The organism is Methylobacterium persicinum (assembly GCF_022179525.1).
GTDB classification, from domain to species: domain Bacteria; phylum Pseudomonadota; class Alphaproteobacteria; order Rhizobiales; family Beijerinckiaceae; genus Methylobacterium; species Methylobacterium persicinum.
Window position 1 is genome coordinate 44,045 of the sequence record NZ_BPQX01000021.1, and the last position, 18,529, is coordinate 62,573.

The 18,529-nt window shown below is 70.1% G+C and carries 16 protein-coding genes and 1 tRNA gene; 11 read left to right on the top strand and 6 right to left on the bottom strand.

From position 1 onward, the window contains the following. The first annotated feature begins 2 nt into the window (after positions 1-2). Entirely contained in the window at positions 3-287 is a 285-nt protein-coding gene (locus tag MFF22_RS09035; RefSeq protein WP_238248638.1) for a BQ00720 family protein, read from the top strand. A 2-nt stretch (positions 288-289) separates the two neighbouring features. On the opposite strand, the gene MFF22_RS09040 is transcribed toward MFF22_RS09035, so the two are convergent. Next, positions 290-1,033, bottom strand: coding sequence for an alpha/beta hydrolase (locus MFF22_RS09040; RefSeq protein ID WP_306424669.1), 744 nt, complete (start codon positions 1,031-1,033; stop codon positions 290-292). A gap of 188 nt (positions 1,034-1,221) precedes the next feature. On the opposite strand from MFF22_RS09040, the gene MFF22_RS09045 reads away from it, so the two are divergent. From MFF22_RS09045 to MFF22_RS09055, 3 genes are all read left to right on the top strand, one after another. Then, on the top strand, positions 1,222-2,445 hold the full coding sequence (locus MFF22_RS09045; RefSeq protein WP_238248640.1) for a glycosyltransferase family 4 protein: 1,224 nt from the start codon (positions 1,222-1,224) through the stop codon (positions 2,443-2,445). A 271-nt stretch (positions 2,446-2,716) separates the two neighbouring features. Then, entirely contained in the window at positions 2,717-3,238 is a 522-nt protein-coding gene (infC, locus tag MFF22_RS09050) for a translation initiation factor IF-3 (RefSeq protein ID WP_238248641.1), read from the top strand. Positions 3,239-3,300: 62 nt separating this feature from the next. After that, positions 3,301-4,098 (top strand): HesA/MoeB/ThiF family protein, encoded by a 798-nt coding sequence (locus MFF22_RS09055; protein ID WP_238248642.1) that lies wholly within the window; start codon positions 3,301-3,303, stop codon positions 4,096-4,098. Between the two features lie 24 nt (positions 4,099-4,122). Here the strand turns inward: MFF22_RS09055 and MFF22_RS09060 are convergent, their stop codons facing one another. Beyond that, positions 4,123-5,016, bottom strand: coding sequence for a LysR family transcriptional regulator (locus MFF22_RS09060; RefSeq protein WP_238248643.1), 894 nt, complete (start codon positions 5,014-5,016; stop codon positions 4,123-4,125). Between the two features lie 107 nt (positions 5,017-5,123). Between MFF22_RS09060 and kdgD the strand changes: the two genes are divergently transcribed. The 5 genes from kdgD to garD all read left to right on the top strand — a co-directional run bounded on the left by kdgD (position 5,124) and on the right by garD (position 12,199). After that, the gene (gene kdgD / locus MFF22_RS09065) at positions 5,124-6,038 is read left to right on the top strand and encodes a 5-dehydro-4-deoxyglucarate dehydratase (protein ID WP_238248644.1); all 915 of its coding nucleotides are present in this window, start codon (positions 5,124-5,126) and stop codon (positions 6,036-6,038) included. Positions 6,039-6,156: 118 nt separating this feature from the next. Beyond that, positions 6,157-7,512 carry an MFS transporter gene (locus MFF22_RS09070; protein ID WP_238248645.1) on the top strand — a complete coding sequence of 452 codons (1,356 nt, stop codon included), beginning with the start codon at positions 6,157-6,159 and terminating at the stop codon, positions 7,510-7,512. 70 nt (positions 7,513-7,582) lie between these two features. Further along, positions 7,583-8,935 carry a glucarate dehydratase gene (gene gudD / locus MFF22_RS09075; protein ID WP_238248646.1) on the top strand — a complete coding sequence of 451 codons (1,353 nt, stop codon included), beginning with the start codon at positions 7,583-7,585 and terminating at the stop codon, positions 8,933-8,935. A 25-nt stretch (positions 8,936-8,960) separates the two neighbouring features. Beyond that, entirely contained in the window at positions 8,961-10,532 is a 1,572-nt protein-coding gene (locus tag MFF22_RS09080) for an aldehyde dehydrogenase (NADP(+)) (RefSeq protein WP_238248647.1), read from the top strand. A 95-nt stretch (positions 10,533-10,627) separates the two neighbouring features. Beyond that, on the top strand, positions 10,628-12,199 hold the full coding sequence (gene garD / locus MFF22_RS09085; RefSeq protein ID WP_238248648.1) for a galactarate dehydratase: 1,572 nt from the start codon (positions 10,628-10,630) through the stop codon (positions 12,197-12,199). A gap of 177 nt (positions 12,200-12,376) precedes the next feature. Here the strand turns inward: garD and MFF22_RS09090 are convergent. The 4 genes from MFF22_RS09090 to MFF22_RS09105 form a co-directional block, all read right to left on the bottom strand. Then, a tRNA-Gln gene (locus MFF22_RS09090) sits at positions 12,377-12,450 on the bottom strand. A 147-nt stretch (positions 12,451-12,597) separates the two neighbouring features. Further along, positions 12,598-12,831 (bottom strand): hypothetical protein, encoded by a 234-nt coding sequence (locus MFF22_RS09095; protein WP_238248649.1) that lies wholly within the window; start codon positions 12,829-12,831, stop codon positions 12,598-12,600. Between the two features lie 64 nt (positions 12,832-12,895). After that, positions 12,896-16,135 carry a hybrid sensor histidine kinase/response regulator gene (locus MFF22_RS09100; RefSeq protein ID WP_238248650.1) on the bottom strand — a complete coding sequence of 1,080 codons (3,240 nt, stop codon included), beginning with the start codon at positions 16,133-16,135 and terminating at the stop codon, positions 12,896-12,898. A gap of 175 nt (positions 16,136-16,310) precedes the next feature. After that, positions 16,311-17,393 carry a YeiH family protein gene (locus MFF22_RS09105; protein ID WP_238248651.1) on the bottom strand — a complete coding sequence of 361 codons (1,083 nt, stop codon included), beginning with the start codon at positions 17,391-17,393 and terminating at the stop codon, positions 16,311-16,313. Positions 17,394-17,527: 134 nt separating this feature from the next. On the opposite strand from MFF22_RS09105, the gene MFF22_RS09110 reads away from it, so the two are divergent. After that, positions 17,528-17,779, top strand: a complete 252-nt coding sequence (locus MFF22_RS09110) for a hypothetical protein (RefSeq protein WP_238248652.1) — start codon at positions 17,528-17,530, stop codon at positions 17,777-17,779. A gap of 81 nt (positions 17,780-17,860) precedes the next feature. Next, positions 17,861-18,511 carry an SOS response-associated peptidase gene (locus MFF22_RS09115; RefSeq protein ID WP_238248653.1) on the top strand — a complete coding sequence of 217 codons (651 nt, stop codon included), beginning with the start codon at positions 17,861-17,863 and terminating at the stop codon, positions 18,509-18,511. The last annotated feature ends 18 nt before the right edge of the window (positions 18,512-18,529 follow it).

Sequence of the window (18,529 nt, forward strand, 5' to 3'; positions counted from 1 at the left end):
CCATGTCCGAACTGAACACTGCACCCCTCACCCCCGCCGACCTCGACGGCTCGGCCTTCCAGCCGGCCGACCTCGCCGTCCTGGGCGAAGGGCACATTGCCTATGTCCGCCCGATCCGGTCCGAGGAGGTGCGCCGCCTCTTCCCGCAGGCGCCGGCCCTGACCCCCGGCCTCGACCTCTTCGCCCTGCTCTCGGCCAGCGGCGCGCCGATCATGCTCGCCGACTCCCGCGAGACGGTCCTGGCCAACGCCCTGGCGCAGGACCTGCAGCCGGTCAGCCTGCACTGACCTCAGGCGATCTCCGCCACCGCCGCGACCAGCCGGGCGATATCGCCCGGCCGGGACAGGCGGTGGTCGCCGTCTGCGATGAAGGTGAGCACCGTGCCCTCTGCGGGCAGGCGCTCCAGCAGCCGGAAGGCGTGAGCGGACGGCACGTCCGGATCGCGCCCACCCTGCAGGATATGCACCGGGCACCCGGGCTCGATCGGTCCGCCGAGCATGAGGTTGCGCCGTCCGTCTTCCACCAGCTTCATGGTGAGGATGGTCGGCCGCGGGTCGTACTCGCTCGGCACGCTGAGGAAGCCGTCGGCTTCCATCGTCCGACGGCGGGCCTCGGGAAGGTTCGCCCAGAGGAGCTCCTCGGTGAAATCGAGGGCGGGGGCGATCAGGACGAGACCGGCCGTCGGCTTCCCCCGTCGGGCGCGCTCCCGGGCGGCGAGGCAGGCGATCCAGCCTCCCATGGACGAGCCGACGAGGACCGGCGCCTCATCGGCATGGGCGTCGATGACCGCCCTGGCATCGTCGAGCCACGATGAAATCGTGCACTCCTCGAACCGCCCGCCGGAGGCGCCGTGCCCGCCATAGTCGAACCGGACGAAGCGCCTCCCGGTCTTCTCCGCCCACTCGTCCAGGGCGCTGGCCTTCGTCGCCGTCATGTCGGAGCGGAAGCCGCCGAGCCAGACCACGGGCGGGCCGGCGCCGTCGCGCAGGCGCACCGCGATATCCCGCGGCGGGCCGTGCCCTTCCACGGTCATGACAAGCTCCGACTGCGCCATTCTCCGACCTTTCCCACATTCTCATCAAAACGAACGTCTGCACTTCAGAGACCGTTTACCGGACCGTAAAGCGCGGGCGCCATGTTGCATCAATGGGGACAGGTCTTTCCGTGGATACGTGGCACCGATCGGCCGGCCTCGGACGGCTCCTCGCGGAGGGACCATCCATGACCGGAGAGGCGAGGGCCGTTCAGGGCTTTCCGGTGGGGGAGGGGCGGCTCGCGGGGGCCTGCGTGCTCCAGATCATCCCGGAACTGGATGCGGGCGGCGCCGAACGCACGACGGTCGATGTCGCCGCCGGTCTGACCGCCGCCGGCGGGCGCGCCTTGGTCGCAACGGAAGGGGGCCGGCTCGTCGGCGAGCTGCAGGCCAAAGGCGGCCATTGGATCCGCTTCCCCGCCGCCACGAAGAATCCGGCACGGATGGCAGTAAATGTCCTGAAGCTCGCCGCCCTGTGCCGGCGGGAGGGCGTGCAGCTCATCCACGCCCGCTCCCGGGCCCCGGCCTGGGTGGCCCTGGGCGCGGCCCGGCGCCTCGGTCTGCCCTTCGTCACCACCTACCACGGCAGCTATTCCGGTCGGACGGGGGTGAAGGTCCTGTACAATTCGGTGATGGCGCGGGGCGACGTCGTGATCGCCAATTCCCGCTATACGGCCGGCCTGATCGAACAATCCCATCCGGCCGAGGCGGCGGGCCGCCTGCGGGTGATCTATCGGGGCACGGATCTCGGCGCCTTCAATCCGCACGCCGTGGCGTCGGCCCGGGTCGAGGCCCTGCGGCGGAGCTGGGGCGTGGCGCCGCACGAGCGGGTGGTGCTCCTGGCGGCCCGCCTGACCGCGTGGAAGGGCCACCGGCTGCTCATCGAGGCCGCCGCACGGATGCGCGAGCAGGGCGTGCCCGATCTCGCCGTCATCCTCGCCGGAGACCCCCAGGGGCGCAGCGCGTACGAGCGGGAGATCGACGCCCTGGTCGCCGCCCGCGGCCTGGAGGGCATCGTCCGCCGGGTCGGCCACTGTACCGACATGCCCGCCGCCTTCCGAGCGGCGTCGGTGGTGGCGGTGCCCTCGATCGAGCCGGAGGCCTTCGGCCGCTCCGCCGTCGAAGCACAGGCCCTCGGAACGCCGGTCGTCGTCTCGGATCTCGGGGCGGTGCCGGAGACGGTGCTCGCCCCGCCGGACGTCCCCCCCGGCCAGCGTACGGGCTGGCGGGTTCCCCCCGGCGACGCGCCGGCCCTAGCTGCGGCGCTCACCGAGGCCCTCGCCCTCGGGGCGAGCGCCCGGGATGCCCTGGCCCGGCGCTGTCGCGCCCACGTGGAAGCCAACTTCTCCCTGGAACGGATGGTCGGCGACACCCTCGCGGTCTACGCCGAACTCCTGGGGCGCGACGGCTGAGCCCGCGCCGCCGGTCTTGCGGCGAAGGTGTGCCGGGCACACATCCACAGTATCAACGGGAACCCGGAGCCGCCCCGCGCGCTGAACGGTGAGCCATTTCGTCACGGAACCCCCGCGGAACCCCGTTGACTTGCGGCCCACTTGCGGCAAGGTGTCAAATCCGGGAATAGCCGGGACGGCGGGCGGTCAGAGGATCCTGAGGGGGATCTATCGGGATCGCCGTTTGCCGTTGAAGCAGGAGAACACAGCCATTCGTAGACCTATGAGAGCCATGCCGGCCCCGCAGAAGGACGGGCCGCGCGCCAACCGCGACATCCGCGGGGTGCGAGACGTGCAGTTGATCGACGATACCGGGCAGAACCGCGGCGTCGTCCCCTTCTTTGACGCCCTGGCCTTGGCCGAGGAGGTGGGGCTCGATCTCGTCGAGATCGCCCCGAATTCTGTTCCTCCGGTCTGCAAGCTGCTCGATTACGGGCGCTTCCGCTTCAATGAGCAGAAGAAGCAGAACGAGGCGCGCAAGCGTCAGAAGACGGTCGAGGTCAAGGAGATCAAGCTCCGCCCCGGCATCGACAAGCACGACTACGACACCAAGATGAAGTCGGTGCAGCGGTTCTTCGAGGAGGGCGACAAGGTCAAGGTCACCCTGCGCTTCCGCGGTCGCGAGATGGCGCACCAGGATCTGGGCCTCAAGCTCCTCGAGCGTGTGAAGCACGAGACCGCCGAGATCGCCAAGGTGGAAAGCGAGCCGATGCTCGAAGGCCGCCAGATGATCATGATCCTCGCGCCGCGCTGATCGCGGCGCCCTTCCATGGTTCACGCGCCGCCCCTCCGGCGGCGCGGGATGATCACCAGCGCATGGCTCTCGACCCGGACGAGATCGAACGGTATGCCCGCCACCTCGTCCTGGCCGAGGTCGGCGGACCAGGGCAGGCAAAGCTCAAGGCGGCGCGGATCCTCGTGGTCGGCGCGGGGGGCCTCGGGGCGCCCCTGATCCAGTACCTTGCCGCCGCCGGAATCGGCACGATCGGCATCGTCGATGACGACACGGTGTCCCTGTCCAACCTGCAGCGGCAGGTGATCCACGCCACCCCGGATATCGGCCGGTTGAAGGTGGAGAGTGCCGCGGCCGCGGTCGGGCGCCTCAATCCGCATGTCAGCGTCGAGGGGCATGCCGTCCGGCTGACCGCGGACAACGCCGCCGGCCTCATTGCCCGCTACGACCTCGTGGCGGACGGGTCGGACAATTTCGCCACCCGCTACCTCGTCTCCGACACCTGCTTCCATGTCGGCCGCCCCCTGGTGACGGCGGCGCTGGGCCGGTTCGACGGCACCCTGACGACGATCCGCGCCCACGAGACCGGGGCGGACGGGCGCCCGAACCCGACCTATCGCTGTCTGTTCCCGAGCCCGCCGCCCCCCGGCACCGTTCCGCCCTGCGCGGAAGCCGGCGTGCTCGGCGCCCTCGCGGGTGTGATGGGCTCCCTGATGGCGATGGAGGTCATCCGGGCGGTCGCGGACTTCGGCGAGCCCCTCGTCGGGCGTCTCCTCATGGTCGATGCCCGGGCGATGCGCTTCGAGACGCTTCACTACGGCTGGGATCCCGACAATCCCCTGAGCGGCGATGCGGACCGCCGGAGCCGGCCCTCTCCCTGACGGTCGGCACGACCGCGACATCGGTCACGCCATCGCGCTGATCACCGCGCTGCGGACGGTGTCGAGGCAGGGGTTCTGGTTGTCCCGGCGGGATGCCAGCAGCAGTTCGGGCTGCGCTGTCGCGGGAAGCCGGATGGAGCGCAGGACCACATGGGCCATCCGGATGCTGCGCACGCCCTCCGGCACGAGGGCGACGCCGAGACCCGCATCCACCAGCGCCACCATCGCGTGGACCTGATTGACCCTCTGCACCACCTGCGGACGGACGCCGCCGGCTTCGAACAGCCCGTCGAGCAGATCGATGAAGTAGCGTCCGCCCCGGGGCGACCACGTGACGAAGGGCTCTCCATCGAGATCGCGGAGGGTGGGCGCCCTTCCACTGGCCAGGGGATGGTCCCGCGGCACCGCCAGGATAAGCCGCTCCCGTGTCAGGGGGACGGCGTCGATCCCGTCTTCGGCGAGGGCCGGGGACGGACGGAGGAGGGCGAGGTCGATCCGGTTGCCCTCGAGGGCATGGATCTGCTCCCCCGACACCATCTCCTCCAGCACGAGGGCGATCTCCGGCAAATGGGCGCGGAGATGGGCCACGAGGCGGGGCAGGGCACGGTAGGCCGAGGCCGCCGTGAAACCGAGTCGCACGAGGCCGCTCTCTCCCCGGGCGGACCGGCGCGTCAGGCGTTCCGCACTCTCCACCGCCGCCAGAACCCGGTAGGCCTCGGCGAGGAAGGTCCGGCCGGCGGGCGTCAGACGCACCGCCCGGGTCGAGCGCTCCAGCAGATCGACGCCCAGGGACCGCTCCAGCATCTGGATCTGCCGGGACAGGGGCGACTGCGTAAGGTTCAGCCGGGCCGCCGCCCGGCCGAAATGCAGTTCCTCCGCCACGGCCACGAAGCTGCGCGCATGCCCCAGATCGAACATTGATGCAGGATCCGGGATAATCGAGCCAAAATCAACGTTGGACGCAACAGCACGCGGGCCGTACCCGAAAACGAGACGCCCCAAAGGCGCGATTCTGGGAGAGAACGATGGCTCGGATGACCCCCGAAGAAATGGCGAAGCAGCTCGGCTCGGGCCTGCTGTCCTTCCCCATCACGCATTTTCGCGATGACCTGACCTTCGACGAGCCCGCCTACCGGGACAACCTTTCCCGGCTCGCCGACTACCGGGTCTCGGGCCTCTTCGCCGCCGGCGGCACCGGCGAGTTCTTCTCCCTCACCCCCGCCGAGATCGACCGGGTCCTGCGCGCCGCCGTCGAGGAAACCCGCGGCCGGACGCCGGTGATCGCCCCGGCCGGACAGGGCACGGCCCTGGCCGTCGAGATGGCCAAGGCCGCCGAAGCCGCGGGCGCCGACGGGATCCTCCTGCTGCCCCCCTACCTCGTCGGCTCGGAGCAGGCCGGCCTCGCCGCCCATATCGAGGCCGTGTGCAAGGCCACAAGCCTCGGTATCATCGTCTACAATCGCTCCAACGCACAGTTGAACGAGACGACCCTCGCCGGCCTGTGCGAGCGCTGCCCCAACCTGGTCGGCTTCAAGGACGGCGTCGGTGACGTGGAGTTGATGACCCGGGTCTATGCCGGGCTCGGGGATCGCCTCACCTACGTCGGCGGCCTGCCCACCGCCGAAACCTTCGCCCTGCCATATCTGGAAATGGGCGTGACGACCTATTCCTCCGCGATCTTCAACTTCCTGCCGGAATGGGCCCTGTCGTTCTACGACTCGGTCCGCCGCCGGGACCGGGATGCGGTCTACGCCGAGCTGAAGAGCTTCGTGCTTCCCTACATCGCCATCCGCAACCGGAAGCGGGGCTACGCCGTGTCGATCGTCAAGGCCGGGATGACCGCCGTCGGCCGCCATGCCGGCCCGGTTCGCCCGCCGCTGACGGACCTCGACGCGGGTGAGCTGGCCGAGCTCAAGGCCCTGATCGGCGACCGCCGCTGACGTCTCCCTCCCGGGCGACCCGTTCGCCCGGGACCCTGTGCGAACGATCACGACACGCCGGCCAACGGCGGAGCAGCGAGCGCCCCATCAAGGGGTGCAGCCTCTCGGGAGAACGCCCATGGACATCTCGACATCCCCCGCGGCTGCGGAGGCGCTGGCTCCCTCGGGGGTCCGGCGCGGTCGCGTGCGGTTCCTCATTGCGCTGATGCTCTTCGCGGCCACCGCGATCAATTACGCCGACCGGGCGACCATCTCCATCGCCGGCCCCGACATGGCCAAGGACCTCGGCCTCACGCCGGTCCAGATGGGCTACGTCTTCTCGGCCTTCGCGTGGTCTTACGTGCTGGCGCAGATTCCCGGCGGCTGGCTCCTCGACCGCTTCGGCGTAAAGTGGGTCTACGCCGCCTCCATCGCCATCTGGTCGGGTTTCACCCTCATGCAGGGGGCGGTCGGCTTCTTCACCGGCCTCGCCGCGGTCGTCCTCCTGTTCGCCCTCCGCCTCCTCGTCGGCCTGAGCGAGGCGCCGGCCTTCCCCGCCAACGCCCGCATCGTCGCCGCGTGGTTCCCCGCCCGGGAGCGCGGGATGGCCTCCGCCTTCTTCAACTCGGCGCAGTATTTCGCGACCGTGCTGTTCACGCCGCTCATGGCGTGGATCGTCTACACCTTCAGCTGGCACCACGTCTTCACGGTGATGGGCCTGCTCGGCGTCCTCTTCGCGCTCCTGTGGCTCAAGCTCGTGCATGGGCCCGAGAACCACCCGATGATGGGACGCGCCGAGCGGGACTACATCCGGCAGGGCGGCGCGCTGATGGCGATGGAAGGCGTCGCCTCCTCCGGGGCCGGGCAGGCCGGGCGCACCCTGAAGCAACTCCTGTCGAACCGGATGCTGCTCGGCATCTATTTCGGGCAATACTTCATCACCGTGCTCACCTACTTCTTCCTCACGTGGTTCCCGGTATACCTCGTGAAGGAGCGCGGCCTGTCGATCCTGCAGGCGGGCTTCGCGGCGGTGCTGCCGGCCCTGTGCGGCTTCATCGGCGGCATCCTGGGCGGCTTCCTCTCGGACGTGCTCCTGCGCCGGGGGTATTCCCTCACCGCCGCCCGCAAGATCCCCATCGTCGCCGGAATGCTGATCTCGATGGCGATCGTCGGCTGCAACTACGTCCAGGCCGACGCCCTGGTGGTTGGGCTCATGGCGCTCGCCTTCTTCGGCAAGGGCGTCGGCGCCCTGGGCTGGGCCGTGGTGGCGGACACCTCGCCGAAGGAGAGCGGCGGCCTGTCCGGGGGGTTATTCAACACCTTCGGCAACACCGCCGGCATCACGACGCCCATCGTCATTGGCTACATCGTCCAGCAGACCGGCTCGTTCAACGGCGCCCTGGTTTTCGTCGGCGCGAACGCCCTGGCCGCGGTGTTCTGTTACCTCGTCGTGGTCGGCCAGATCCGCCGCGTCGAACTCGCCCCGCAGGGCTGAGAGACGCCCGGCCCGCCGCGCTCGGCGGGCCGGTCTTTCCCTGACGACCAAAGCCAGCCGGGAGGCCCCCATGCCGTTCGAAGAGACCCCGCACGCCGCACGCCACACCCCCGTCGTCACCGGAATGACGGTGGTGCCGGTCGCCGGGCGCGACAGCATGCTCCTGAACCTGTCCGGGGCGCACGGCCCGTTCTTCACCCGCAACCTCGTGGTGCTCACCGACTCGACCGGCGCCACGGGGCTCGGCGAGGTCCCCGGCGGCGAGGGAATCCGCGGCGTGCTCGAGGAGGCGAGGGACCTCGTCGTCGGCCAACCGCTCGGCGCCTGGAACGCCGTCCTCAACGCCATGCGCACGCGCTTCAGCGACCGGGATGCCGGCGGCCGCGGCCTCCAGACCTTCGACCTGCGGGTGACGATCCACGCGGTGACGGCGGTGGAATCCGCCTGCCTCGATCTCCTCGGCCAATATCTCGGCGTGCCCGTGGCCGCCCTCCTGGGCGAGGGCCAGCAGCGCGATGCCGTCGAGATGCTGGGTTACCTCTTCTATGTCGGCGACCGCCGCCGCACGGACTTGCCCTACCGCGAGCCGGGGGCCCGCGACGGCTGGATGCGCCTGCGCGACGAGGAGGCCCTGACGCCCGACGCCGTCGCCCGCCTCGCCGAGGCAGCCCACGAGGCCTACGGCTTCAACGACTTCAAGCTCAAGGGCGGCGTGCTTGCGGGCGAGGCCGAAATGGAAGCTGTCACCGCGATCAAGCGGCGCTTCCCCCAGGCCCGCGTGACCCTGGACCCTAACGGGGCGTGGTCGCTGGCGGAGGCCATCGCCCTGTGCAAGGGCAAGGGCGACGTGCTGGCCTATGCCGAGGACCCGTGCGGAGCCGAAGGCGGGTTCTCCGGCCGCGAGGTGATGGCCGAGTTCCGCCGGGCCACCGGCTTGCCCACCGCCACCAACATGATCGCCACCGATTGGCGCCAAATGCGCCACGCGATCCAGTTGGGCTCCGTCGACATCCCCCTGGCCGACCCGCATTTTTGGACGATGGCCGGCGCGGTGCGGGTGGCCCAGCTCTGCCGGGACCACGACCTGACGTGGGGATCCCACTCCAACAACCACTTCGACGTGTCGCTCGCCATGTTCACCCATGCCGCCGCCGCCGCGCCGGGGCGGGTCACCGCCATCGATACCCACTGGATCTGGCAGGATGGGCAGCGTCTGACACAGGAACCCCTTCACATCCGCGGTGGCCTCGTCCACGTACCGGAGCGCCCCGGCCTCGGAATCGAGATCGACTGGAGCGAGGTCGAGGCGGCGCACGAACTCTACAAGCGCCACGGGCTCGGCGCCCGCGATGACGCGGCGGCGATGCAGGGCCTGATCCCGGGCTGGACCTTCGACAACAAGCGCCCCTGCCTCGTGCGCTGAGGCGCACACCGCGATGGAGGACGGAATGACACTCACCGGACGAAACATCATCGGCGGCCGGCCCGAGGGCGAGGGCACGGCGTTCCGCGCCGTGGCGGCGGCCACCGGCCGGGAGATCGAGCCAACGTTCCACGCGGCGACCGCGGACGACGTGGACCGGGCCTGTGCCCTGGCGGACCAAGCGTTCGACGCCTACCGGGAAACCGATCCGGAGCGCCGGGCCGCCTTCCTGGAGGCGATCGCCCAGGCAATCCTCGACATCGGCGATTCCCTGATCGTCCGCTGCATGGAAGAGAGCGGCCTTCCCCGGGCCCGGCTCGAAGGCGAGCGCGGGCGCACCGTCGGCCAGCTGCGCATGTTCGCGGGCGTCCTCCGGGAGGGCAGCTTCCTCGGCGTGCGGATCGACCCCGCCCTGCCGGACCGGCAGCCGCTCCCCCGCCCCGACCTGCGCCTGCGCAACGTCGCCGTGGGCCCCGTGGCGGTCTTCGGCGCCTCGAACTTCCCCCTGGCCTTCTCGGTGGCCGGGGGCGACACCGCCTCCGCCCTGGCGGCCGGCTGCCCCGTGGTGGCCAAGGCCCATCCGGCCCATCCGGGCACGTCCGAACTCGTCGGCGCGGCCGTGGCCAAGGCCGCGGCCCAGTGCGGGATGCCGGAAGGCGTCTTCTCCCTCCTCTTCGATGACGGCATCGTCGTCGGACAGCGCCTTGTCTCCGATTCGCGCATCGCCGCAGTGGGCTTCACCGGCTCGCGGACGGGGGGGACGGCGCTCATGAAGCTCGCCGCCGAACGTCCGGTGCCGATCCCGGTCTATGCGGAGATGAGTTCGATCAACCCCGTGGTCCTGCTTCCGGACGCCCTCGCGTCCCGGGGGGGCGCCATCGGCAAGGCCTTCGTGGGCGCCCTGACCCTCGGGTCGGGCCAGTTCTGCACCAATCCGGGCCTGGTCCTGGCCGTGGAGGGAGCCGGCCTCGACGCCTTCCTCTCGGGCGCGGCCGCGGCGCTGGAAGGCGTGGCGGCGCAGACCATGCTGACGCCGGGCATTCACCGGACCTACTGTGCCGGCGTCGCGGCCCTCGAGGCCAACGAGGCCGTGACCCTTCTCGCCCGGGGGCGGGGCGGGGGCGAGACGCAGGGACAGGCGGCCCTGTTCGCGACGAGCGCCGCCGCGTTCCTGGCCGACCACCGCCTCGAGGCGGAAGTGTTCGGGGCAGCCTCCCTCGTGGTCCGCTGCCGGGACATCGGCGAGATCCGCGCCGTGCTGGCCAGGCTCGAAGGCCAGCTGACGGCGGCCCTGCACATGGAGCCCGGCGACCACGAAGCCGCCCGCGCCCTGCTGCCGATGCTGGAACGCCGGGTCGGCCGCATCCTCGTCAACGGGTTCGGGACCGGCGTCGAAGTGGGCCATGCCATGGTGCATGGCGGCCCGTATCCGGCCACCTCGGATGGCCGCACCACCTCCGTCGGTAGCCTCGCGATCCAGCACTTCCTCCGGCCGGTCTGCTACCAGGACCTGCCTGATACCCTCCTGCCGAGGGAGTTGCAGCAGGCCAACCCCCTCGGGATCCCCCGGCGGATCGACGGCCGCCACGAAGCCTGACCACTGACGAACCCCCCTCCCGCCGGCGCGGCCCAGGTGCCGGCGGAGTCCCGTGACGGCGGGGTCGGCCCGGGGCAGCTTCCATGGAGATGCAGATGACCGCGATTCAGGGCTTGTCGTCCGTGGCATCGGCGCCCGGAGCCGGCGACGCCCCTCGGACGATCCGCGTCCACCCGGACGACAACGTCGCCATCGTCGTCAACGCCTTCGGCCTGCCCCCCGGCACGATCCTGCCCGACGGGGTCGTGCTTAGGGAGTTCGTGCCCCAGGGCCACAAAGTGGCCCTTGCGGATGTTCCCGCCGGAGCGCCCGTCCGCCGCTACGGCGAGGTCGTCGGCCTCGCGATCGAGCCGATCCCCGCCGGCAGCTGGGTGGAGGAATCCCGGGTCGAGACCCCCACCGCCCCCGACCTCGACGCCCTCGATCTCACGCCGCACCCGCCGGCCGCCCTGCCCACATTGGAAGGCTACACCTTCGAAGGGTATCGCAATCCGGACGGGACGGTCGGCACCAAGAACATCCTGGCGATCTCGATCAGCGTGCAATGCGTGGCCGGGACCCTCGACGTCGCGATCCGCCGGATCAAGGACGAATTGCTGCCGCGCTACCCCCACGTGGACGACGTGGTCGGCCTGACCCATGCCTATGGCTGCGGCGTCGCCATCAACGCCCCCGAGGCGGCGATCCCGATCCGCACCCTTCAGAACCTCGCCCGCAACCCGAACTTCGGCGGCGAGGTGATGGTCGTCGGCCTGGGCTGCGAGAAGCTCGTCTCCGAACGGCTCGTCCCCGACGGGGCCCGGGCGGGCGGCGTCACGCGCCTGCAGGACGAGCACCATGCGGGCTTCGGCATGATGCTCGACACGATCATGGCCATGGCCGAGGAGCGTCTGGCCGTCCTGAACGAGCGTCGGCGGGAGACCTGCCCGGTCTCCGACCTCGTGGTCGGTCTGCAATGCGGCGGGAGCGACGCCTTCTCGGGCGTCACAGCCAATCCCGCCATGGGAGTCTGCGCGGACATGCTTGTCCGGTGCGGCGCGACGGTGCTGTTCTCCGAGGTCACCGAGGTGCGCGACGCGATCCACCTCCTCGTCCCCCGGGCGGCGACGCCGGAGGTCGCCAGCGCGCTGGTGCGAGAGATGGCGTGGTACGATGCCTACCTCGCCAAGGGAGGAGCCGACCGCCGGGCCAACCCGTCGCCGGGCAACAAGAAGGGTGGCCTGAACAACATCGTCGAGAAGGCCCTCGGTTCGGTGGCGAAGTCCGGCTCCGCGCCGATCAGCGGCGTGCTGGCGCCCGGCGAGCGGGTGCGGGAGCGCGGACTGATCTTCGCCGCGACGCCGGCAAGCGACTTCGTCTGCGGCACGCTGCAACTCGCCTCGGGGATCACGCTGCAGGTCTTCTCCACGGGCCGCGGCACGCCCTACGGCCTCGCCCAGGCCCCAGTGATCAAGGTCGCCACCCGCACGGAACTCGCCGAGCGCTGGTCGGACCTGATCGATTTCGATGCCGGGCGCGTCGCTACGGGCCACATGACCTTGGAGGAGGCCGGCGCCGCGCTGTTCCAGCTGATCATCGATGTGGCGAGCGGGCGGACACGCCCGTGGTCGGACCGCTGGGGGCTCTACAACGACCTGACGCTCTTCAATCCGGCCCCCGTCACCTGAGTGACCGACCGGAAAGGCGCCATCCTTTCCATTGTCGTGAAAGCGTCGGAGCCAACACCCGTCGGCATCGCCCGACAGGCCGGTCACGCGTGTCCGCTCCGATCACGGTGCGAACGCCCGCGCAACGGTCGCGACCTCAGACTAGTTTTCAGAGAGTTGACGCGAAAGACGAGAAGGTGGCTGGGGGACCTGGATTCGAACCAGGACTAGAGGAGTCAGAGTCCACCGTTCTACCGTTAAACTATCCCCCAATGAGCCGCTTCGCTGGCTCGCGCTTCCGAATCCATTGCACGGACGGAAGAAAGGCCCGAAGCTCTGCAACGGGCTGGCGTCAGATAGGGGGAAAGGCGGGACGGGTCAACTGGCCCCGGCGGTCTTTCTGCGCTCAGGTCCCGCCCTCATCGCCCCATGCTCGCCCAGAGGACGGCGAGTATCGCGGCACCGATGAGGTTGTAGGCCACGGCCCAGAGCCACAGGCCCTTGAATACACCGCTGGGAACGCGGGGGCGGTGGGCCCCCGTCCGCGGGCGGTGGCGATCGTCCGGCGTCGGCCAGATCGCACTCCGCGGCGCCTTGAGGTGCCGCGTCAGGCTGTCGGGCAGATCGGGCTCGCGCTGCTCGGGGCCGGCCATGTCATACCTTCGCCTCGCCATCGCGCGGAATGGTCCACCGGCCGGGGCCGGCTGGCAACCGGCATTATGTCCGATCCCTCCGGCGCCGGAATTCGCGGAGCGCGACCTTCCGGAAGGCGCTTGCCACCTGCTCGGCGGAATAGGGCTTGCGCACGAGGTCGAACCCGTGGCCATCGTCCCTGGCGAGGACGTCGCTGTAGCCAGAGGTCAGGATCACCGGAAGGTTCGGGTGGCTCACCCGCAGGCGCTTGGCGAGCTCGATTCCGCCCATGCCCGGCATGACCACATCGGAGAAGACGGCCTCGAACCGGAACGGGATCCGGTCGATCTCGGCGAGCGCATCCTCCGCATTGTGCGCCCACACGGTCGAATGGCCGAGATCCTCCAGGATCTGCGTGCAGAAGCGGCCCACCTCAAGGTTGTCTTCCACTACCAGCACGCACAGGCTGCGCCCCTCCGGCTCCGGCTCGAAGGCCGCCTCCTCGGTGGCTTGGCCGGCGATGGCCTCCGCTTCGGGGAGGTAAAGGGTAAACTCCGTTCCCCGGCCCACAGTGCTCGTGACGTCCACGTCGCCGCCGGATCGCTTGGCGAAGCCGATCACCTGGCTCAGGCCGAGGCCCGTCCCCTTGCCGACCTCCTTCGTGGTGAAGAACGGCTCGAAGATGCGCGACAGGTGGTCGGCGGGGATCCCGCAGCCCTGGTCGATCACCGAGACCGCGACGAACGGGCCCGTGGCGCCGGCATGGCCGCGGATGGCGGGCAGCGGACGGCTGCGGGCGACGCGGATCGTCATCTCGCCTTCGCCGCGCATGGCGTCGCGGGCGTTGACGGCCATGTTGACGAGGGCGGTCTCGAACTGGCTCGCATCGGCGCGGACGTGGCAGCGCGTGTCCGGCTGTTCCGTGCGGACGCGGATCCGCGCTCCGGTCACTGAGTTCAACATGTCGACGACCTCGTCGAGGCGGGCGCCCACATCGAACACCTCGGGCTTCAGAGCCTGCCGCCGGGCGAAGGCGAGGAGCTGGCCCGTCAGCTTGGCCGCCCGATCCACGGTGTCCGACATCGCGTCCATGTACCTGGCGCGGCGCTCCTCCGGCAGGTTGGGGCGGCGGAGGAAATCCACCGACGAACGGATGATGGTCAGCAGGTTGTTGAAGTCGTGGGCGACGCCCCCGGTCAACTGGCCGACCGCTTCCATCTTCTGGGCCTGCCGCAAGGCGTCCTCGGCATGGGCCAGCGCCTCGGCCTGCTCTTTCATGACGGTCACGTCGCGGACCGTCGCGTAGATCTTGCCGTCCTTGGAGACCGCGTTCCACGACAGCCAGCGGTAGCTGCCGTCCCGGCGCCGGTAGCGGTTCTCGAAGGCCAGCTGCGGGGCGCCGCGGGTCAGTCCGGCCGCCGCGGCGAGGGTCGACTGCCGGTCGTCCGGATGGACGAAGTCCACGAAGGGCCGCGCGGTCATCTCCTCGGCGGTCCAACCCAGCGTCGCCACCCATGCCGGGTTCAGACTGACGATGTACCCGTCGAAATTCGCCACGCAGAGCAGGTCGGTGGAGGCCTTCCAGATCTGGTCCCGTTCGGCGGTGCGCTCGGCGACCTGCTGCTCCAGCGTTGCGTTCAGGTCGCGCAGGGCCTGTTCGGCCGCCCGCAGCTCGGCGATGTCGGTGTTGGTGGCGAACCAGCGGGCGATCGTGCCGTCCTCGTCGCGGATCGGGACCATCCGCGTCAGGAACGGCCGGAACGACCCATCGCGGGCGCGGAGGGGGAAGGTCATCTCGAACGGCTCGCCCGTGGCGAGAGACGCATTCCACCGGTCGAGAACCTCGGGAAGGATCGCCGGATCGTGGGCGACGGTCCAGCCCCAGCCGAGGAGCGATCCCGGCTCCGCCCCGGTGTAGTCGTACCAGCGGCGGCTGCACCAGTAGACGTGCCCGTCCGGCCGGCTCATCCAGCACAGGATCGGGATGTTATCGGCCAAGACCTCGAATTCGAAAGCCTGCTCCCGCAGGGCGTCCCGGACCCGGTCGCGTTCGGCCACGAGGGTCCGGCGCTCGTCGAGGTCGATCAGCACGCCCGGGAAGCTCAGGGGCGTCCCGTCCGAGGCGCAATCGACCCGCCCATTGGCTTCGAGCCAGTAATAGTTCCCGTCCGACCGGCGGACGCGATACTGGTGCGAATAGGAGCCGCCCCGGGCGATAGCCGCCTCGATCGCCGTCGCGAGGCCGGGCTTGTCGTCCGGATGGACCGTCTCGATCACCTGCGCGAGGCTCAGGCCGATGCGGCCCACCGCTGGATCGAGCCCGAAGCTTCGGGCGAAGGCCTCATCGACGGTGAAGCGGTCGGTGGGCAGGTCCCAGAACCATGTGCCGATGATCGCGCCCGCCGAAAGGGCGATCTGCACCCGGTCGGCATTCTCCCGCGCGAGGGCCTCACTGGCCCGCAACCGTTCCTGCTGGATGCGCTTGGCGGTGATGTCGCGATAGAACAGCGCCAGCCCGCCCCCGACCGGGTAGGCGCGGATGTCGATCCACGTGACGCTTCCGTCGGGCCCGGGGGCGGCATGCTCCATGGTGAAGGGCTGCGAGTCCCGGAGCGCCCGCAGATAGGCCAGCTCGAGCACCGGGTCCGCGTCCGGATAAGCTTCACGATAGGGCCTGCCGACGATCTCGTCGCGGCTGCGCCCGTCCATGCGCAGACCCTCCGCATTGATGTCGGCGATGCGCATGTCGCGGCCGAGGAGGGCGAAGGCTTCGCCCATGTTGTCGAGGACGTCGTGCGCCCGGTCCCGCTCGATCCGCAGGGCGGCCTCGAAATCCCGCTGGCGGCGCTCGGCCTTGACCCGCTCCGTCGTCTCGTTGGTGAGGATGAACAGCCCCACCACCTTGCCTGCGGCGTCGAGAACCCGGGAATACGAGAAGCTCCACCACGTCTGCGCGTCGCCGCGGTCCGTGTCGAGGGTCCACGGCAGGTCGTTGAACCGGGCGGCACGGCCGGCCAGGGCGTCAGCGATGATCGGCTTGGCCTGGTCCCAGGCATCGGCCCAGACCTTCTCGAACGGCTCGCCCATCGCCCAGGCGAGGCGAGGGCCGAGCAGAGGGAAGTAGGTCTCGTTGAAGAAGAAGGTGAGGTCCGGGCCCCAGGCCAGGATCATGCTCTCGGGGGAGTTGAGCACGAGGCTCAGGGCGGTGCGCAGCTCCGCCGGCCAATGCTCCGGCGGCCCCAGCGGATGGCCGGTCCAGTCACGCTCGCGGATCATCCGGGCGGCCTCTCCGCCCCCGGCGAGGAAGGCCAGTAGGTCAGACACCGGCAACGTCCTGCCGCGCCCGCGCCGCCGGAAGGGCGGCCGGATGCGGATGGGCGGAGAGGGATGTCGTCCGCGGGGGCATCGCAACGTGTGTTCGAATCGGGGGCCGCATCATGGGCCTATGGCCAAGGGCAGGGAATCGCGCAAGGGCGCGAAAGCGCCCGCGGGTTCTCCCTTAGGCGATGCCCAGGAGCCGGATGAGCGCGAGGCTGATGGCGATGAGCACGGCCAGGGAGCCGGTCACCGCCAGGGTAACGCGTCCGCCCACACGGGCCAGGACACGGACATCCACGCCCAGTCCCAGGGCTGCCATGGAGAGCACCGTCAGGAAGCCGGCGAGCTGGGTGAGGGGCCGGACCGCCCCGTCCGGGATGAGCCCGAGGGACCGGAGCGAGGCGAGGATCAGGAAGCCGAGGATGAACCACGGCACCAGCTTGGTGAAGGCGAGGCGCCCGCCCTTCCGTGGTGGGGCACCCGCCGGGTGGCCGCCCTCACCGGGCAGACGCGGCGCGAGGAGGGAGAAGGCCACGACCACCGGGCCGAGCATCAGCACCCGCACGAGCTTGACGAGGGTCCCGACCTGGGTCGCCAGGAGGCTCACCGGGACGGTGGCGGCCAGGACCTGCGGCACCGCGTAGACGGTGAGCCCGGCCAGCACGCCGTACTGGTTGTCGCTCATGCCCGCCAGGGGCACGAAGAGCGGCAGGCCGAGGACCATCAGCACGCCGAGCACGGCCGTGAACGCGATGGAGGCGGCGATGTCCTTCGGCTCGGCGCCGATTACGGGGGCCACCGCCGCGATGGCCGAGTTGCCGCAGATCGCGTTGCCGCAGGCCACGAGGATCGCCATCCGCTCCGGCAGGCCGAGCACGCGGCAGATGCCGTAGCTGGCGGCGATGCCGATAGCCACGGTGCCAACGATGCCGCCGATCAGGGCCGGCCCGGAGGCGAGGATCGCGCCAAGGCTCAATGAGGCCCCAAGCAGGGTGACCGCGACTTCAAGCAGCTGCTTGGCCGAGAAGGCGATCCCCGTGCGGAACCGCGCCCCCGGCGACCACGCGGTCCTGACGGCGATCCCGAGGAGGATCGCCAGGACGAGGGCTTCGACATAGGGGTGGGAGAAGATCCTTTCCTCGACCGCCTGACCGGCCATGGCCACAATGGTGATCGCAAGGCAGAGGCCGATGCCAGGCAGGATCGAAGGAGACCGGACAGCCCCGCTGTCCGCGACGGCTTTCGAGGAAGCTTGCGAACTCACGATCACCCTTTGCACCCATCGGAAAAGAAAACCGTCGTCGCCGGAGCGCTTAGGAGAAGGACACTCTCTCAAGCGAGGGAACTTCGGAAGACGTATCCATTGCACGAGACGGGTCTCAGCGCGACATTTCTCCCATGCGCAATACGTCCGCCACGGCGACATCCTCGCAGGCCGAAGCCGCCTTCGATCCTTTCGGTGAGCCCGTCACCGGGGTCGTTGCGGGCGCATGCGCCACCGCAGCGGGTGATCGCACCGCGCGCCGGATCGGCGGAGCGGTGTTCTGGAGCCTCGCGCTCCTGATCCTGGCCGGGCGCATCTACGCGGCCGATATTCCGGTCACACAGACGGTGGCGTCCTACGCGGCGCAGATCGTCGCCCTGCGCTGACGCCAACCGACATCACGAGCGCTTCCGGGCCGTTGAGCGTGACCACACCTGCGAATCTTTTCGCGGGTGAGTCGTAGGCCGATGTGCAATCTCTACTCCCTTGGCCGGCAGGGCCCGGACGCCCTCCGGACGTTCTTCGGCGCCACCCGCGACGAGACCGGCAACATGCCGGAACTGCCGGCGATCTTCCCCGACAGGATGGCTCCGGTCGTCGTGGGCGGCGAGACCGGGCGCACCCTCACGATGATGCGCTGGGGCATACCGGGCCCAAAGGCGTTCGGCGAGCACCCGGTCACCAACGTGCGCAACGTCGCCTCGCCGCATTGGCGGCCGTGGCTGAAACCGGCCTATCGCTGCCTCGTGCCGGCCACCGCCTTCTCCGAGTACGCCGACACCAAGCCCCGGAAGACACCCGTGTGGTTCGCCCTCGACGAGGAGCGCCCCCTCTTCGCCTTCGCGGGCATCTGGCGGCCCTGGACGGGTGTCCGCGGGACCAAGGCTGAGAATCCCGATCGCGCCGAGGCCGAGCATCGCCTGTTCTCGTTCCTCACCACGGAGGCGAACGGTGTCGTCGGGCCGGTGCACCCCAAGGCCATGCCCGTGCTTCTGACGAAGCCGGAGGAATGGGCGGCCTGGCTGGAGGCGCCGGTCCAGGAGGCCCTGACGCTTCAACGCCCGCTGCCGGACGAGGATCTGCGCGAAGTGGCCCGGGGCGGGCGGCAGGATCCGTAACCGGCGGGGGATTTCGCG